This window comes from Clostridia bacterium, from assembly GCA_026414765.1.
GTDB lineage: Bacteria > Bacillota > Clostridia > Acetivibrionales > DSM-27016 > SKW86.
The window spans coordinates 1-16,283 of sequence record JAOAIJ010000016.1 but is presented as its reverse complement, the minus strand read 5'-3'; the positions used below and the strand labels follow the sequence as shown (position 1 = coordinate 16,283).

General features: G+C 34.7%; 18 protein-coding genes. 8 read left to right on the top strand and 10 right to left on the bottom strand.

Annotated elements, in window-relative coordinates; all coding sequences use genetic code 11:
• Positions 1 to 35 precede the first annotated feature (35 nt).
• From N3I35_04835 to N3I35_04800, 8 genes are all read right to left on the bottom strand, one after another.
• Positions 36 to 692: a helix-turn-helix transcriptional regulator gene (locus tag N3I35_04835; protein ID MCX8129410.1), complete on the bottom strand. Its 657-nt coding sequence runs from the start codon at positions 690 to 692 to the stop codon at positions 36 to 38.
• 899 nt (positions 693 to 1,591) lie between these two features.
• Entirely contained in the window at positions 1,592 to 1,783 is a 192-nt protein-coding gene (locus N3I35_04830) for a hypothetical protein (GenBank protein MCX8129409.1), read from the bottom strand.
• Between the two features lie 94 nt (positions 1,784 to 1,877).
• Entirely contained in the window at positions 1,878 to 2,381 is a 504-nt protein-coding gene (locus N3I35_04825; protein ID MCX8129408.1) for a kinase, read from the bottom strand.
• Positions 2,382 to 2,884: 503 nt separating this feature from the next.
• On the bottom strand, positions 2,885 to 3,112 hold the full coding sequence (locus N3I35_04820; GenBank protein MCX8129407.1) for a hypothetical protein: 228 nt from the start codon (positions 3,110 to 3,112) through the stop codon (positions 2,885 to 2,887).
• On the bottom strand, positions 3,099 to 3,560 hold the full coding sequence (locus N3I35_04815; protein ID MCX8129406.1) for a PIN domain-containing protein: 462 nt from the start codon (positions 3,558 to 3,560) through the stop codon (positions 3,099 to 3,101). The genes N3I35_04820 and N3I35_04815 overlap by 14 nt, the downstream gene beginning before the upstream one ends.
• 186 nt (positions 3,561 to 3,746) lie before the next feature.
• A complete protein-coding gene (locus N3I35_04810; protein MCX8129405.1) occupies positions 3,747 to 4,910 on the bottom strand; it encodes a nucleotide-binding protein in 1,164 nt (387 codons plus the stop codon).
• Between the two features lie 319 nt (positions 4,911 to 5,229).
• The gene (locus tag N3I35_04805) at positions 5,230 to 5,397 is read right to left on the bottom strand and encodes a hypothetical protein (GenBank protein ID MCX8129404.1); all 168 of its coding nucleotides are present in this window, start codon (positions 5,395 to 5,397) and stop codon (positions 5,230 to 5,232) included.
• A gap of 1,294 nt (positions 5,398 to 6,691) precedes the next feature.
• The gene (locus N3I35_04800) at positions 6,692 to 7,546 is read right to left on the bottom strand and encodes a tyrosine-type recombinase/integrase (GenBank protein MCX8129403.1); all 855 of its coding nucleotides are present in this window, start codon (positions 7,544 to 7,546) and stop codon (positions 6,692 to 6,694) included.
• A 396-nt stretch (positions 7,547 to 7,942) separates the two neighbouring features.
• On the opposite strand from N3I35_04800, the gene N3I35_04795 reads away from it, so the two are divergent.
• The 3 genes from N3I35_04795 (at position 7,943) to N3I35_04785 (ending at position 10,726) form a co-directional block, all read left to right on the top strand.
• Positions 7,943 to 9,127, top strand: coding sequence for a hypothetical protein (locus tag N3I35_04795; protein MCX8129402.1), 1,185 nt, complete (start codon positions 7,943 to 7,945; stop codon positions 9,125 to 9,127).
• 134 nt (positions 9,128 to 9,261) lie between these two features.
• Entirely contained in the window at positions 9,262 to 10,554 is a 1,293-nt protein-coding gene (locus N3I35_04790) for a hypothetical protein (GenBank protein ID MCX8129401.1), read from the top strand.
• Positions 10,547 to 10,726 (top strand): hypothetical protein, encoded by a 180-nt coding sequence (locus tag N3I35_04785; protein MCX8129400.1) that lies wholly within the window; start codon positions 10,547 to 10,549, stop codon positions 10,724 to 10,726. The genes N3I35_04790 and N3I35_04785 overlap by 8 nt, the downstream gene beginning before the upstream one ends.
• 64 nt (positions 10,727 to 10,790) lie before the next feature.
• Here N3I35_04785 and N3I35_04780 read toward each other — a convergent pair whose 3' ends face one another.
• Both N3I35_04780 and N3I35_04775 read right to left on the bottom strand, forming a co-directional pair.
• Complete coding sequence (locus N3I35_04780) at positions 10,791 to 11,471, bottom strand: DUF2726 domain-containing protein (protein MCX8129399.1); 681 nt, start codon at positions 11,469 to 11,471, stop codon at positions 10,791 to 10,793.
• A 25-nt stretch (positions 11,472 to 11,496) separates the two neighbouring features.
• Entirely contained in the window at positions 11,497 to 12,138 is a 642-nt protein-coding gene (locus N3I35_04775; protein MCX8129398.1) for a helix-turn-helix domain-containing protein, read from the bottom strand.
• A 258-nt stretch (positions 12,139 to 12,396) separates the two neighbouring features.
• Between N3I35_04775 and N3I35_04770 the strand changes: the two genes are divergently transcribed.
• The 5 genes from N3I35_04770 to N3I35_04750 all read left to right on the top strand — a co-directional run bounded on the left by N3I35_04770 (position 12,397) and on the right by N3I35_04750 (position 15,798).
• Positions 12,397 to 12,645 carry a hypothetical protein gene (locus N3I35_04770; protein ID MCX8129397.1) on the top strand — a complete coding sequence of 83 codons (249 nt, stop codon included), beginning with the start codon at positions 12,397 to 12,399 and terminating at the stop codon, positions 12,643 to 12,645.
• Positions 12,646 to 12,948: 303 nt separating this feature from the next.
• Positions 12,949 to 13,197: a hypothetical protein gene (locus N3I35_04765; GenBank protein ID MCX8129396.1), complete on the top strand. Its 249-nt coding sequence runs from the start codon at positions 12,949 to 12,951 to the stop codon at positions 13,195 to 13,197.
• A gap of 69 nt (positions 13,198 to 13,266) precedes the next feature.
• On the top strand, positions 13,267 to 14,811 hold the full coding sequence (locus N3I35_04760) for a hypothetical protein (protein ID MCX8129395.1): 1,545 nt from the start codon (positions 13,267 to 13,269) through the stop codon (positions 14,809 to 14,811).
• Entirely contained in the window at positions 14,811 to 15,053 is a 243-nt protein-coding gene (locus tag N3I35_04755; protein ID MCX8129394.1) for a hypothetical protein, read from the top strand. Before N3I35_04760 ends, N3I35_04755 begins: the two co-directional genes overlap by 1 nt.
• A gap of 1 nt (position 15,054) precedes the next feature.
• The gene (locus N3I35_04750) at positions 15,055 to 15,798 is read left to right on the top strand and encodes a zonular occludens toxin domain-containing protein (GenBank protein ID MCX8129393.1); all 744 of its coding nucleotides are present in this window, start codon (positions 15,055 to 15,057) and stop codon (positions 15,796 to 15,798) included.
• The last annotated feature ends 485 nt before the right edge of the window (positions 15,799 to 16,283 follow it).

Below are 16,283 nucleotides of genomic sequence, written 5' to 3'. Positions count from 1 at the left end.
CCATATAGTAATACAGTACTATTGCAAAAAATTGATTATATTTGATTATTAAGTTTAGATTCAGATTTCATTTTGGATAGCAAACTTATAAGTTCAAATCTGTTTTTTATTCCAATTTTTTTATATGTGTTGTAAATGTGATTTTTTACTGTATTTGGTGATATAAACAATCTTTTAGCAATATCCTGGTTACTAAGTCCATCGACAATGTGCCGGACTATTTCCAATTCTCTTTCAGTTAATTCATATGATATTGCTAATTTATTGAAATCATATAGCTTTATATAATCATAACAAGCTACTATATCGTTGACCTGTTTTTCATTTTCATTCATTGCAAAGATATACTTTTTTACATATATAATTCCGGCTAAATTTACATAAAAGTACACGACTGGGGAAATCGGAACCTTGTAAAAGAATAGAGGTAAATTATTAAAAATATTGATTAGAAAAGAATATAAAATTGAGAACAAAATAAAAATTGAACATGAAAGAACTAATGGTTTTAGTTCCTTTTTTATCTTATCTATCCCCCTGAATATTAGCAATAAATTAATGATTAAAATTATATTCAATGTAAAAATAACAAATTTCGCAGTTATACTGATTGAAATAAGTGAGAATGTATAAAAAAGTTCCCATACAACCCCACCAACAAATATTAAAAATAAGAATACAAAAAACACCATTTTCGACTTTGATAATTGGTTGTCTGTTATATAATGTATTGTCAATGAAAAAAAATACAAACCCACGATACTAAAAATATATAATAAAATAGTAATGCTTTTATGAATACTTATGGGGTAATACTCAAAATTTTTTCGAAAGTATAAATCCAAAGTATCCATAAACAAGACAAAGGTATAAAATATATCAACTAAAATTACACACCTTGCAGTTTTGTTCTTATATCTATTGTTGAAATAGTAAATCAAGGCTATTAGTCCGATGCCTGTGGTGAATGAAATAAAATGCAAAAATATTAATAAATGGCTCATAATCTTAATTTTAACCTACCTTTATAAACAACTATAACTCATTAATTACTCTAGATTTTAAGCTAATCATTAAATATTTGCAATAAATTTTGACTTAATCATTATACATTATCTCACTATAGGATAATTTTATCTTTATCAATAGAATAGCATTGTTCTTATGATGGGACAATTCTATCACCACGCCAGGGATGATTTGTCCCCGGTGGTTATATAGAGTTTATGATACTTTGTTGCTGTTGTTTCTCATGGATAAGTGTTCACCTCACGGATAGGTAGATATTTACCTCATGGGATTTTAGCGGTTTTGCTTCTATGTAATCCATTTAGTATTCTAAAATATTATATATACGGTTATTGTTAATGGCTATAGTTATATGGTTATAGTTAATGGGACAGAATTGTCACCACGTAGGGACAGTTTTGTCACCTCAAAGGGACGGATTTGTCACTATGGACTATTACTGGGTTTGCAGACTTTATTTTGGCATTCTTTCCCCTATTACTCAAAAATGAGTATACGTACAGCTTAAGCACGAGCGGTCGGAATAAAAAAGGCGAGAGTATACGCACTCAACGCCTAATTATTAATGGAGGTATTCTGTTCCATTATGCAATCCTTTTTCTTCAACCTCTGCTGTTGGTCTAGCAGTAAGTTTTTCATATTCATTATACTCAGCTATACGCTTTCCTGCACTCCCACGGTAGAATAACAATGGATTGAGGACAATATATTTTGGACGTTTGCCGACAAGCTTAATTATACCCTTCTCCTGCAAACCCTTCAAAACATTGTTAATGGTGTCAGGATGCTTCTAGCCTATCATTTGTATTTTATAAAGAGTACGGAGTATCTCAACCATAAATTGGATATTACTTGCTCATAACATCTGAAAAAATCATTTGTACAATTTCCTCTAAGCTTAGTTCATTGGTTATACTTTTTTCCGGTATAATACCTATATAATCTCTTTCCCTCCACCAACGCTTCATTTCATTTTCTCCAAATTGATTGCGATTCAGCTTTGTTTGATGCCTAATTAAAGTTTCTTCAAACGTTATGTCATAATAATATGCATATATATTGTTAAATTCTAACTTTAACATCTCGAATAGTTCCATATACAGATCAGAATATAAAATTCCCTCTACAATAACAATGTTACAATTTTGTTTTCCATATTTCGCTAGTCCAATTAGCAGTGGAATAGCTTTTGTACCCTTCTCATCTTTTACCCATAGCATTTCACGCCTTATTGTATCTTGAGGTATTACTAAAGTACCTCTACCAAATTTTCTTTGTAACATCTTTGCTGTTGTAGATTTTCCACTTCCAGAATTTCCTCTTAGTATAATCAATTTTGCTTCATTTTGCATTGTGTTGTCCTCTATAAATTCCTATTTATTGGCGAAATTACATAATAACCATTAATTCATAGTTTCAAACAAATGTATATTAATTTTAGCCACATTATAATCTAAAAGTGTAAAATTGGCAAACTATGACGTTACCTTTTGTAGGTTTTGATCACTCTGATCATTTATGGTCAAAGTCCAATAATCCGCATAAAACCTACTTTCCAGTAAAAACAACAATCATCTGACTACCCTTTGGTCAGAAATCTTACAAAAAAAATAAAAACCCTACAAGTCTTGAAACTGTAGGGTTTTCGCATTTGGCGCGCCCGGCAGAGATCGAATCCACAACCTTCTGATCCGTAGTCCCGACCCACCATTAACGTCCTTCAAATCCGCAGAGTGAGCGGATTTCACCGTTATCTGTGTCAACGCATTCAATTTGATTACCGTTTTTGTATAGTTTTATTGTACATCGGTAAAGGGCGGCTTTCAACGGTATTTTATTACTGTTGATGGTAACATTATTTCGTGTTCTCCCAATGCTTTCGAGCCATCTGAGACAACTCATCAACAGATAAATCCTTATATAATTCTTCCTGCTCTTTTACATAATCCTTACCATCGTTATTCGGCTGTCTCAGTCGTAAATACCGCATATACCCGGAAACACCAAGCTCTTTTATTATCGCCTTATTAGCCTTTTCTATAATTTCAGCATCGGTCATATCGTTATTTTTATTCGTTAACATCGTTCTCCAGCTCCTTCCCAATGAAATCTACGGGGTTCATTAGCTTAATCGAACCTAATACGTGCTTTAAGGCCTGCTCATTATGTTTTATTGTTCTGATAAATCGATTATCACATGTTATAAAGTATTCACATTTTCCGTATATTGCACACGCAAGATGTAAAGCATCCTTACTTCGAGCATTAGATTTTTCTACAATTTCTTTAGCCATTATACCGATAGCTTCATTCCATACAACGGTTTCCGAACAAACAATCTCAGCGACTACTTTTATATCTTCACTCATTTCCTTTGATGACGTCCGATCGTTTTCAAAGTCTAACATATAAGACCAAAGCACTTTATATTGCCACCGTTCAATAAGCTTAAATATTATTTCTATCGCCTTTGACTCAAGTTCTATTCTAGGCTGCGTTTGGTCGTCAAAAGGGCGATAGTAAACGTTCATATCAAGGTATATATTCATGTTACACCTTCTTTTAAATAATTATAGCATATTTCAAAGGCTCATTCCCTAAAATTGCAAATCTTTATGCTTTATCTTGAATGTTTATTTCATTAACAACAGAAAAGATCCGTTTATGTAACGAATCCTTCTCTAAAAAATGCTTATTAGTGACCCTATAAAAATACTCTATTTGAATTGATTAAAAGTTTTTAGTAGCTTCATAGTAGCTTCAAAATCTAATTTATCCCCTTCGTATTCACACCGGTATAATCCTTGCAAATTAGACGGAAGCTGGACACCTTTTTGTACCAATAGAACATAATTCCCACCAAACAAAGCCATAGCAGCTCCTATTTCAATAAGCACATTGTCATTAATCTTTATATGTCTTTTTCCTTCAGGATCAAGTAACTCGCCCTCACTATGTACGTTAATCACGCCAGCAAAACAGGAACGCATATCATCTAGAACCTTATCTGGAACTGGTTTAGATAGCGTTTCGTTTTCTACAGAAACTACAGGCTCATACTTGCCATATTTAATGATCTCTTTTAGTTGATCGACAACTTGCTTATTTTTTCCGTGAGATATAAAAACTTTATTGTTTTTCTCTTTAACAATAGCACCAGTAATCACTTCAGGTTTCGGCTCTGGTTGTGCTGATATTTTTCTAGCAAAACTCTCTATTTCGACTTCCTCATCTTGTTCTAGCGACAATTCAGGTTCTTCCTCCGCCACCTGGCTTACATTATTACGAGTACTCGGACTAATTGCAATAAAAAACCCAGTTTTTATATCCTTAATAATACCAGAGTACTTGCCGTTTTCTAAAATGAGGTCATAAATTTCTTCTGCTCTTTCCTTCGGCACTCCCATCGATATTAATACATTTTGTGCTATATTTTGCGATGGAAGTTTTGCTTTATTATACCTTTCAAAAAATGCTTTTATTATATTAGGTTTTAAAACTGCCTCGATAATGGCTTGTTCTGTCTCGCCTTCATATGTGGGAGCTATTATAGCTTTACCCAGTGGTGTAAGGGCAATCTCGGAAGAGTTATAACCACCCTCAGTTAATCCATAGGCAATAGAAGAGCCAGTAAGGTTTCTCCAATGACCACTTGAGGGAGTAAAGTTTAACGACATTGCAATCATATGTGGCTCAGCACTTTTACCCGCAAATTCATCCCATAAGGCTTTAGCGACAACAAGAGACTTTTCAATACTAAATCGTGGAATGTCGCTTTGAGATATTTTAACTCTTTTCTTTTGGGAACTAGAATTCTCTTCAGCTTTTGTCTGTCCTTTTTCAACTAATTCAGTTTGCTGAACAACCTTTTCCTTAGCCATAGCAAATACCTCTTTTCTTAAAACATTTATATCATATAACCACCATAATAAATTTTACATTGTTGGGTATAATTAACACACAATCACTAATTAAATTCGACGAAAATATTTATTTTCCTGCAAATATTGGATTTTTTTATAATAAAGGGTAGTTGATATGTTTTATGAAAAACCGAATAGTTTCTCCATATATTAACAATGACGTTGACGATCTATATATTTTAAACATACAGCCGTTTGCTAAACTAATACCATAAACTAAAAAAGGCGAGAGTATCAGCACTCACCGCCTGTCTATTAATGAAGGAACAGAATACCTTCATCTAATATTTTTTCCTCCCCCACCAGATGGCTTTACATTTAGGTTTCCATATTCATTATACGGAGCGTTACGCTTGTCTGTACTCCCACGGTAGAATACCAGCATATTAGGAACAATATATTTCGAACGTTTGTCGACAAGTTTGATTATACCCTTCTCTTGCAAACACTTCAGCACCTTGTTAATGGGTCAGGATGCTTCCAGCCCATCATTTCTCCTGCTCTTGTAACGTTCAGGCCCATTATGCACACCACTTTTTCCGGTGCATTAATTACGCCTTTATATCCTAAAACTGCAGCATGGTGAACAAGAACGCTTTTTCGTTATCGGTTAGTGGTTTCTCGCTATCAAAACGAACTTGGCGACCTGTTCCCTATAAACCATTGTAAATTCTTCATTGCCTTTCGCCGGTTTCCGATTATTGTGGCGAGGTGGTTTAATGTTCTTATTAGGCTTTAACGTAAGCCCTATAATGCGTATTAAGATACTTTAGCCACGGATAAATATCAACCACTACACTTGTCCTTAAATCGGAAATAGGGGCGTTTTTGAACGAATGAGTTTACATAACATTTATGCGTGCTTTAGAAAGTCACGGACGAGTCATCCCATTTCCGAAAGGGGCAGGGGCGACCCGAGTTAGGACAATGCTTTTTAAAGTCTTTAATATCGCTTTATTATAAATAGAAAACGGTTTATCTATGCCCTTACCCTATATTAGTCCGTAGGTCTTTATAACTCTTTTCGTTTAGTTATTAGGTATAGTTTAATTGGATATAGTTATATGGTTATAGTTAATGGGACAGAATTGTCCCTTCGGTGGTGACAGAATTGTCCCTTCGGTGGTGACAGAATTGTCCCTTCGGTGGTGACAGAATTGTCCCTTCGGTAGTGACAGAATTGTCCCTTCGGTAGTGACAGAATTGTCCCTTCGTGGTGACAGAACTGTCCCTTCGTGGTGACGGATTTGTCCCTATGATAAACAAAGGGTTTGGAACATCGGGGCATCGCTAATGTATTGTTATTCCGGTCGGATTTGATCAAAGGCTTATAGTCGCAGATTTCAAAATATATTATTTACGGTCGAAGCACTTATTTAACGAAAGAATAGGGGGTAGTCCCCCGTGGGTGAGAGGTGCTTTATCTTAGAACTCGCTGTGTCATACCGGTTTTACGTATAACGGCCTGACATAATCGTTGCATTGAAAAGCGTTAAATCTTTCTATATCAACCATTTTTGATAAGCACACCTGTCATACCTGACACTAAACGTCATACAAACTGACATTCCTTTGTCATACGAGAGGTAACGCAAAAGGGCGACTATCTACAGTACGCCCCCTTAACCGTCATTACCGTTTAAACTTTTTCATATCAATGTAGCTGCCTTTCCCCTTACTTATACTCTCCAACGGGTTAAAATCATCGAAATTCTCCTTTAAATCGTTAGTAAACATATTCACGTATTCCTTGACGATATCAATGCTTTTATGCCCCAAAATCTTTTGCAGCCTAAATACGTCGCCACCGTTGAGATAAACATTTTTGCGAAGGTATGCCGGAACAAATGCAGTGAGGTCTTATTAACGCCACGGGCACGGTTGTATCTCAATACGGAGTGCTTGCATAAGTCCTCCGTCAGCTTCTGCCCAAAGGTATTACAGAACAAATAATCGTCCTCGCTGCTGCATTGGCGTACACTGATATATTCCATTAGAACCTTCGTGATTGTTTTAGACAGGGGTATATGTCTTTCACGCCTTGACTTACCACGTTTCACCTTAACCACCGAATCCTCGAAATCAACGTCCTTTACCTGGATGCCTACCAATTCTCCAACCCTCACGCCCGTGGCTAATAGGAAGTTAATTGTTACCCAATCCCTGTATTCGGCAAACTGTTCCATCGTGGGCTTTACCAGCAGCAGCTTTAGCTCGTGGTCGGTATACGTCTCTTTTATTGTTTTATCCGCTTTTATGAGACCTATTTTAAACGGCTTACAGTAGCCAAGCTTTTGGAAGTAGTAAAGAATTGCCCTTATTGCACGTATTACGGTATTGATGCTGATATCATTCATAGTGCCAAGGGCTTTCAAATAGAGAATAAACTCGTTGACAACAGTCAGGTCGATTTCTTTAATAAGCGATATTTCCTGAATTTCAAGAAACGTCTCGAATATCTTCATATTCTTGTCGTAGTAAAATATTGTTTGCTCGGAAAGGTTTTTCACCTTGCATGACGTGATAAATTCCTTATAACCGTCTTTCACCGTCTTATTTGGCGTAAACTTTGCCATACTGATTCGTTGTTTCATGATTCCCGTCCCCTTAAAAAAATATTTACAAAACGGGTAATCAAGCGGAAATGCGTTCCCTGTGATTCGCTGAAAACAAGTCTACACGTGTCCCTCTGACTAGGCAAAAAAGTTCAAAAAATCAGAGTGACACCATTTCATCGTATGAAAAAAGCCCTACGTCTCAAATCGTTGAAACATAAGGCTTTCTTCGTTAATGGCGCGCCCGGCAGAGATCGAATCCACAACCTTCTGATCCGTAGTCACATCGAACATATGTTCTATAATGCAATCTTATCATTATGCTGTGTTGCTATTGCAGTAGCAATAATTGACTTAAAATGACTCTAAAGTATATAATTTGTAATATAAAAAACTTTTTGAATTAAGTCGTAAAAATGTAAAGGGGCTGAAACTATGATACTTGAAGATCAGTTGCCACAAAATATTAACGGAACAATAGCTACCCAAATACGATACCAAATAGATCAATTAAAGCAAGAACATGTTAAACCAGGCTGGAACCTATGGATAATATTAACAGCAATAGCTGGTTGTATATGGCTCTTAATTCAGGAAATTGAAAAAAAATTTGGTCAAGCTAACCAAATTATATATATAATACTTTTATTACTAATCATTGAGCAAATTATTGGAAACTTTCCTATTAGTTTTAGTATCAATAAACTCAAGATAAACAATAATCGTTATTATACCAGCAACTTCCTTTTGGTTGAAAGTAAAAAATTATCTTTTTATCACATACCAAAGTATTCAATTATTATATTCTTAATTCTTCACTTAAGTTTATTCCAAGGTAGTTTTAAAATTTTAATGATATCTTACTATGCATGGGGTATTATTTCTTCACTTTTAATCTTCGTTTTTTCAAAATATACATTCCCTGTACCTGCAAGTTCTATGGGTACAAATAAGGCTCATAAAGTTCTTCAGATTATTATATCACTATTCCTAATTCTCATCGCTTATAAAACCTTCCTTTATACAAACATGAAAAGTGAGTTATTATTGATTAACATTAAGTATGCAGGATTAATATTTACTACATTATATTTAATTCCTTTACTTATTAAACAGACATTTAAAAATCCATTTATTAGCGCACTTGAGGAAGTATACAAGGATCTAATTTTTAATGTTATAAAGCCGGAAGATGCAAAATCAAGGGCAGATCTAATAGTTAACGGATTAAATTATAAGTATTATTTTCAAAATGAATTTATCGATATAATTGATTCAATTCATAACCTAGATAATGTTTGTACTAAAGTTTCAAAACTTATTGATAGCGCCAATAGCATTACCAATGAAGATTTATGTAACAATGAAGAGAAAAAAATGTTTCTCGAAGCTTTGATAGACTCTATACATTATAACCATGGCCTCTTAGACACTCTCAGTAAAGACTTAGAAAAAAAGTTAGATAAATTTATATTTAAGATAAAAATGGTAGATGCACTAGATAAAAGTAGTTCAGAGTTACTGGAAATAAAGAATGAAATAAAAACAGCAATTACTAAAGCAAAAGAACACTCAAGAGAAATAAGCCAAAAAAAGGTTAATTATGTACAGCTGTCATAGTAGTTGTTCATAATACACATTATATTTATTTTTCGCAAAAATTAACTTCTCTAATTCCTAACAAATATAAATGATTGACATAATAAGGAATCTTTGTCAAAATAATATGTATAATAAATATTGTGAGGTAAAAAATGACAGCACAAATTGCTTTAATGAATAAAAGGGCAATTGCCTTAGCTACAGATAGCGCTGTAACAATTGGTAATGGTGATAAGTTCTATAACACAGCAGAAAAACTCTTTATGTTATCAAAATTTAGCCCTGTAAGTATAATGGTATATAATAATGCAGAATTTATGGGACTCCCCTGGGAGATAATTATAAAGCAATATAGAGAGCATATTAAAGATAATGAGTTTTCTAGTATAAATGATTATTGCGATAGTTTTTTTGATTATTTAAAAAGTGACAACTTTAACTTTTTACATTATGAAGAAAGATTTATAAGAAATACTATAAAATGGTTTTTGGATGATTTAAACAGTCAGATTCAAAAAGCTTACAATGATATAGCTGCTGCAATAGGATGTAAACCAAATGAAGAACAAATAAAAGTTATTCTAAATAGCAACATCGAAAACTATTATAATATAGTTAATGATTTTAATGATCTAAATAACTTGCCGGAAAATTACGATAATTATATTAATACTAAGTATTCTACCCTGATTTTAGAATTGATAAATAGCGAAATACCTGTTACACTTATAAGTGACGAGTATAAAGAAAAGTTAAAAATAAGTTGCATTAAAGTATTTAAGAAAGAAATAAGAGAAAGTGGATATTCTGGACTAGTTATTGCAGGTTTTGGAAAAAAGGACGTTTTTCCTATATTAGTATCATTTGAAATATCAGGCATAATAAATGGGTATATAAAATATATAAAGAATAAACATGTAGAAATAAATACGGATAATGATTTTGCTATTGTTCCTTTCGCACAAACCGATACTGTAGATACATTTTTAACCGGAATTAGCCCTAGCTATTTAAATGTAATTAACAGGGCATTTAATACTCAAGTTATAAGCGCAGTTGATGAATTAGATGAAGCGATTTTGGGAAAGATTCATAGAGAAACATTGAAAAATACATTAAATGAAAGATGGAGAGATTTAACAGAAGAAATTACGGCACATTCCAATAAGACATATCTATTCCCTATTTTAAGGGCAATAAGAGTGTTACCTAAAGATGAACTTGCTTCAATGGCAGAATCCTTAGTAAACTTAACATCTTTTAAGAGACAAGTGGCAGTTGATGAATATTCTCAGACTGTAGGTGGACCAATTGATGTAGCAATAATATCAAAAGGTGATGGATTCGTTTGGATTAAGCGGAAACACTATTTTAAACCTGAATTAAATCACCACTTCTTTGAAAATTACTATAATAATTGTAGGGAGGTAGATTCAAATGAATAAGGTTAATAATGATAAATATTTTATTAGTTATATTAAAGAAAGTTATAATTTAAAGGACACTAGTACCAATAAAGAGGGTATAACCGATACAAATAAAACTAAAGAATCCGTAAAAGAAATGTTAGATAAGGAATTTGAAAAAAAGAATGAACGGTATTTATGTACTAGATAATATAAAAAGCCTCTGTTCAGAGGCTTTTTTGTTATATAATACTTATAATTATACGAAATTGTATTTATGTAGAATCCTGTATTTCCATAATTTCTCTACATTTCGGGTAATTAGTACATCCGAAAAACTTCTTCCCTTTATTCTCTCCCCTACTGGAAGTTCTCAAAGTCATGGGAATTCCGCATTTAGGGCAAATAGGAATATCTGTTTCCTGCAAGACTGAACTTGCAATGTTTGCATTGAGATTAATTTCATTATTAATTATTGGACTCAGCCTTTCCTCAATCTCTGCCATTGTATAGCTCTTTTTATTTTGAAATCTGATTAACTGTAAGTTAGCATCTTTAAATACTTTATCCACAAAAATATCTCTCTGCACCCTGTCTTCCTTTTGATGTGAAGTATCATCTAACTCAATTCCACAAACAGGCTTCAAATCTGATTTTGAACAAATTAGAAAGTCAACATGTTTTAGATGAATCTTATTATTATAGGAATAAAAGTCTTTATTATCCTTTGTTTTAACAAAGAATATATCCTTTAATGAAACTTTTGGACAAATAACAGCTTTATTGGAAATTACTTGTTGAAGCATTTGGAAAAATGAGCGCTCCGCGGGTGATAGAAAATCATCCCTCAGAACATAGGGTAGTTTTGTGTTCTCGTCAATAGCTATATTGTCTTTTGGTATAAGCCCAAACAGCTTGAGAACAAACCCTAAACATCCAATATTTTCCTCTGGCATTTCAGTTCCCCCAATCAAATTCTTATTATCTCTCAAAACTAATAAAAGTCCCAATAACCTTACCAATAACCTTTACAGGTGTATTTTTCAAATCAATGACCCTTGGCTGATGCACCGGATTAGAACTATTCGGCATCAAAGTAACTAAATTATCATTTTTATAAAACTTTTTAATAGTTGCATCTTCTCCATTTACTAATACCAGGGCAACTCCCCCATTCTCTATATCCTCCTGCCTTCTGATGAGAATGAGTTGCCCATCAACAATATGTGAAAGATTCATGCTATCGCCTACTACCTTCAAATAAAAACATTCCCCGGAAGGAAGCAAATCTATATCGGTAGTAAAATAGCCTACTATATTTTGCTCTGCATAAAGTGGCTCTCCTGCGCGTACAACTCCAAGTATAGGAATTCTCACAGTTTTTTCAGGGACATAAGAACCTTGTGGAAGGTCAGCATCTTTTAGGTTTGTTCTTCCAAGTAGGTAGTCGACAGAAACATCGAAATACTCAGCTAATTTATTCAATGTTTCTGTGTCCGGCTGATTAACGCCTTTTTCATATCTATTTATTGTAGCATGAGAAATACTAAATATTTTTCCTAACTCAATTTGAGTTAGTTTTTTTTTATTTCTCAAAATTTTAAGTCTATCACCACTAAACATAATAACCTCTTTTTACTGAATTCGTAAATCAATTATATCATATAGTAAAAAACATAAAACACTTGTACATAATTCGTAAATTCTCTATTGACTTTACGTATTTCGTACACTATAATAATTGTATATTGTACGTCTTACGTACAACAAATAATTACATTAGTAACGGGCGGATAGTTGCCATCAGGAATTGACTTCAAGTGACCCCCAACAGCAAATGACAGCCCGCCCGTTTACATATAAGAAAGGGGGATAAGCTACATGAAAAGCATGAAAGGAATCATAATGGAAGGTGAAAAACTGGCACTTGAAAGGGTGACCAGGAACGACAAGACAAGGGTTACGCTGCATATGCTGAACGGGTTTGAATCCGTACAGGTGACAGTAAGAGACGTTAATCTTGAAAAGGTAATAGACAACGTACCAAACAGAAAACCTATAAAGATTAAGGCAGAAGTACAGACATATAAGGATGAATTGTATTTCCAAGCTCTTGAGTTGGTAGTGTAATATGACAGAGGTTGAATTACTTCAAAACATAGCAACAATATTGAATTTCTGCTTTGGAGTATTAAGCGGAATTTTAGTAGGCTTAATATTTTGGGTAGTAATGAAAGAGTAAAGGCATTAAGACCCTGTAACTGCTGGAAGGGGCTTAATATATAGGTGCAACATGTTTGATTTTTCAGTATTTTCAGAAGGTTTCGGACTGGGATTCCTACTTGCAATAGCGTGTGGTGGTGCTGCATGGCAGATAAACCGTTTATGGCACGCATGGAAAGTAACAACTAAATTTTAACGGAGGTAAGACGTATGAACATATTAAAGAATAAGAAAGTAGTCAGTACAGGATTGGCAGTTGGAGTAATGACAATAATGTCAATAAGTGCATTCGCAGCAGGCGAGGGCACACTTCCAACGGAAGTAAATACAATGTTTACAACTTTAGCAACTGGATTGATAGCGACCATAGGAGCAATAGCAGTAATTGCGCTTGGTGTATATGCAGCTCCGCAAGCAATAACTTTTGCGAAGAAAATTTTTAAAAAAATTTCAGCCTAAAACTACATACAAAAGACAGCAGAGTCCAGCAGCTCTGTTGTTTTTTGTATGTGAAAGGAGGGTCGGAGATTGGAATTTACATGTAGAAATAATAAGGTACAGAAAGTATTATGCCTAATACTGTGCGTATTAATAACCTGTTTTGTATGGTTAGGACAATATCAGGAAGCGCATGCAATACCTTTTATAATACCGGCAGCATGGGGATTGTCTGAATTAGCACAATTAGTTTTGTATGGTTTAGGTGTAGCAGGGTGTACTTATGTAGCTGCAAATGATGTACCAAAGGATTTAGGCAAAGTAAAAACACTGTATGAAGATTTTTGTAACTGGGCAATAAGCATTGGAAGAGGAGACGAAATAACAGGTTCAGTAAGTGTAGACAAAAACGAAGTATTAATGAGTAACATATTCTACGACTATTATAACTATCTAAAATCAGCAAACAAGACAAGTATATATGTAAATGGGGATATGCTTTTATGGTCTGGTAAGGTTGTAATAGATTCAATAACAGAAATGTCAATGGAATTATTAAGTACAAACCATATGGAATATAGCCGTAAATTCAAAGTATCAAAGACAAGAATATACAGTTCGCAACAGAGCGAAGGAGCTTCAGCAACACTTAATACATATTTGCAAGTTATAGATAGGGTAACAGGCGCGTTGGTGTATGAATACGAATTAGCTGCTACAGGCTTAGGAATAAAGGCTTTATATAACAAATACAAAATTGATGTAAATAACTATAACTTAACAATATATAACCCAAGTGGTATAAAAGTAAAAGATATAACAATGCCTATTACACAGAATGTAGATGTAAGATTAACATTTAAGTGTACAGAAAATACAGGCATGAGGATGGAGCCTGAATGGAAGTTAATGGCTGAAGGTGGTCAAGCTTATGGAACAGGTGTTGAGTATAACGACTTAATGGATACACGTGTAGAAAGAGGAGACACAATAAAAGTTAAAGAAACTGCGCTAAACGAGTTTCCTGTAACCGTAGACAAACCACATATAGTGGAATCTATTGAACAGGTTATACCAAAAGGTTCAGTAACTAACACTGTGACATATCGTAACAATTGGACAGGGGCTTTTAAAGATTGTGTCCCAGGTATGGGTACATATACATTTACCGGTACAGGAACTATAACAGGGGATATGGATTTATCTAGGGTAGGAACATGGGAAGGTACTTGGGGGTGGACTGCAACAGGAGCTAGAACATGGACTGGGACATATACCGCTGCTGATGGATTGACCTGGACAGGTACAGCAGCAGAAACAAGTACATCCCTTGATACTAGCGGTGATATTAATTTTGAGCCGTTAAAGGTTGCAGGGAATCTGTTTACTACGAAGTTCCCTTTTTCCCTGCCCTGGGATTTGCTTAGAACTGTAAAACTATTGCTTATAGATAGCCCTGATCCGCCAAGTTGGGATATTAAATGGCGGGATGAAATATTGGGTAAGGATTTAGGATTCACAATCGATTTGAAAAAGTTTGACGGAATATTCAAGATTGCAAGGGCTTTTATACTTGTAGCTCTTATTGTAGGCCTTATATTCGGTACAAGGAAACTGTTGGGGGGTGCAACATAATGATAGGTATCATAAACGGGATAATATCGGCTTTGGGAAAAGTATTGCAAACAATACTACTGTTGTTGCCTGACAGCCCTTTTATATTTGTTGGGAACTTAGACCAGCAATGGTTAAAGTACATAAATTACTTCTTACCTGTACAGGAGTTTGTAGTAGTACTAGAAGCTTATGTTATAGCTGTAGGAATATATTATGCAATAAGAATCCCGCTCAGGTGGGCGAAGGCAGCAGGAGAATAATATGTTAACAATGTATACCGGGACACCAGGGAGCGGAAAAAGCTTGCATCTGGTACGTGAAATATTGGAATGGCTTAGAAAAGGAAAACATGTCATAGCAAACTTTCCATTAAAGTTTGATGAAGAGGAAATGACCAAAGGTTATGCCGATAGATTCTTTTACAAATTAAATGCTGATATAACTGTAAACTCACTCTTGGAGCATGCAATAGAATATGGCTATATTGAGAACAAAAAGGAAAGCCAATGCTTAGTTGTTTATGATGAAGCAGGAGGAAAGTATAACAGTAGGAACGTTGGAGCTGCCGACCGGACAGAATGGATTGACTTCTTTTCACAACACAGGAAACTCGGGTTTGATTTTATCCTGAGCTGCCAAGGCGAAAAGATGATTGATAAACAGATTCGTACAATGGTGGAAACCGAAATAGTACACCGCAAAGTAAATAACTTTGGCCTGTTCTTCTTGTTACCCTTTTCTTTGTTTGTAGCTATAGAACGTTGGTATGTGGCAAAGGAAAGAGTTGGGTCGGAATTCTTCCGCTACAAAAAGAAATACGGGGATAAATACGACACTATGAAGCTTTTTGAAGGCTTCAAAATGTCTCCGCAGCTGCTTGAAAAAATCGAAGCAAGAAAAAGGGCAAGGCTGGAAGGTGTGGAGCCTGAAAAGGCGGTTATTAATGTATCTGACAGTCCGGTTGCTGAAATATTTGAAAATGAAAATGAAAACGAGGTTGCATAACCGTCGAAGGAGAGGCTCATGTGGAGGGGTTCTCGGGGGTCCCCCCACATGAGTATCCGCAGACGGTTATGCTTATTAGCTTGCCCGGTGGGGCATCGCCTGAGGTGTCAGAATCATGGCGTAGGTTCCTGATTGTCAATGAAAGAACGTGGAATAAATTGCTCGTGACCCGTTAGAAATACTTCTTATGCCGCGAAAGCTTTCTTGACAATAAGGGCGAGCGACCCCATAGAAATGACCCGTTAGTTATGCGAGTAGCCATGATAACCTAACTTTTGGTGATGCCTCACCTTCCGGGCAAAGACCCTAGCAAAAGACCCCAAGTATCGACTTTCCCCCCTCCTTACTAGCAGGGGGGGCTACAATTTCAAATGCGGATTTAAATTTAAATATTATCTATAGTGTAACGCACTGGTAAATTAATACAGGGGGGTAAAAATGAAAGTTTTAAGGATAATTAAGCTTAAATATAAAACAGTTGAAGA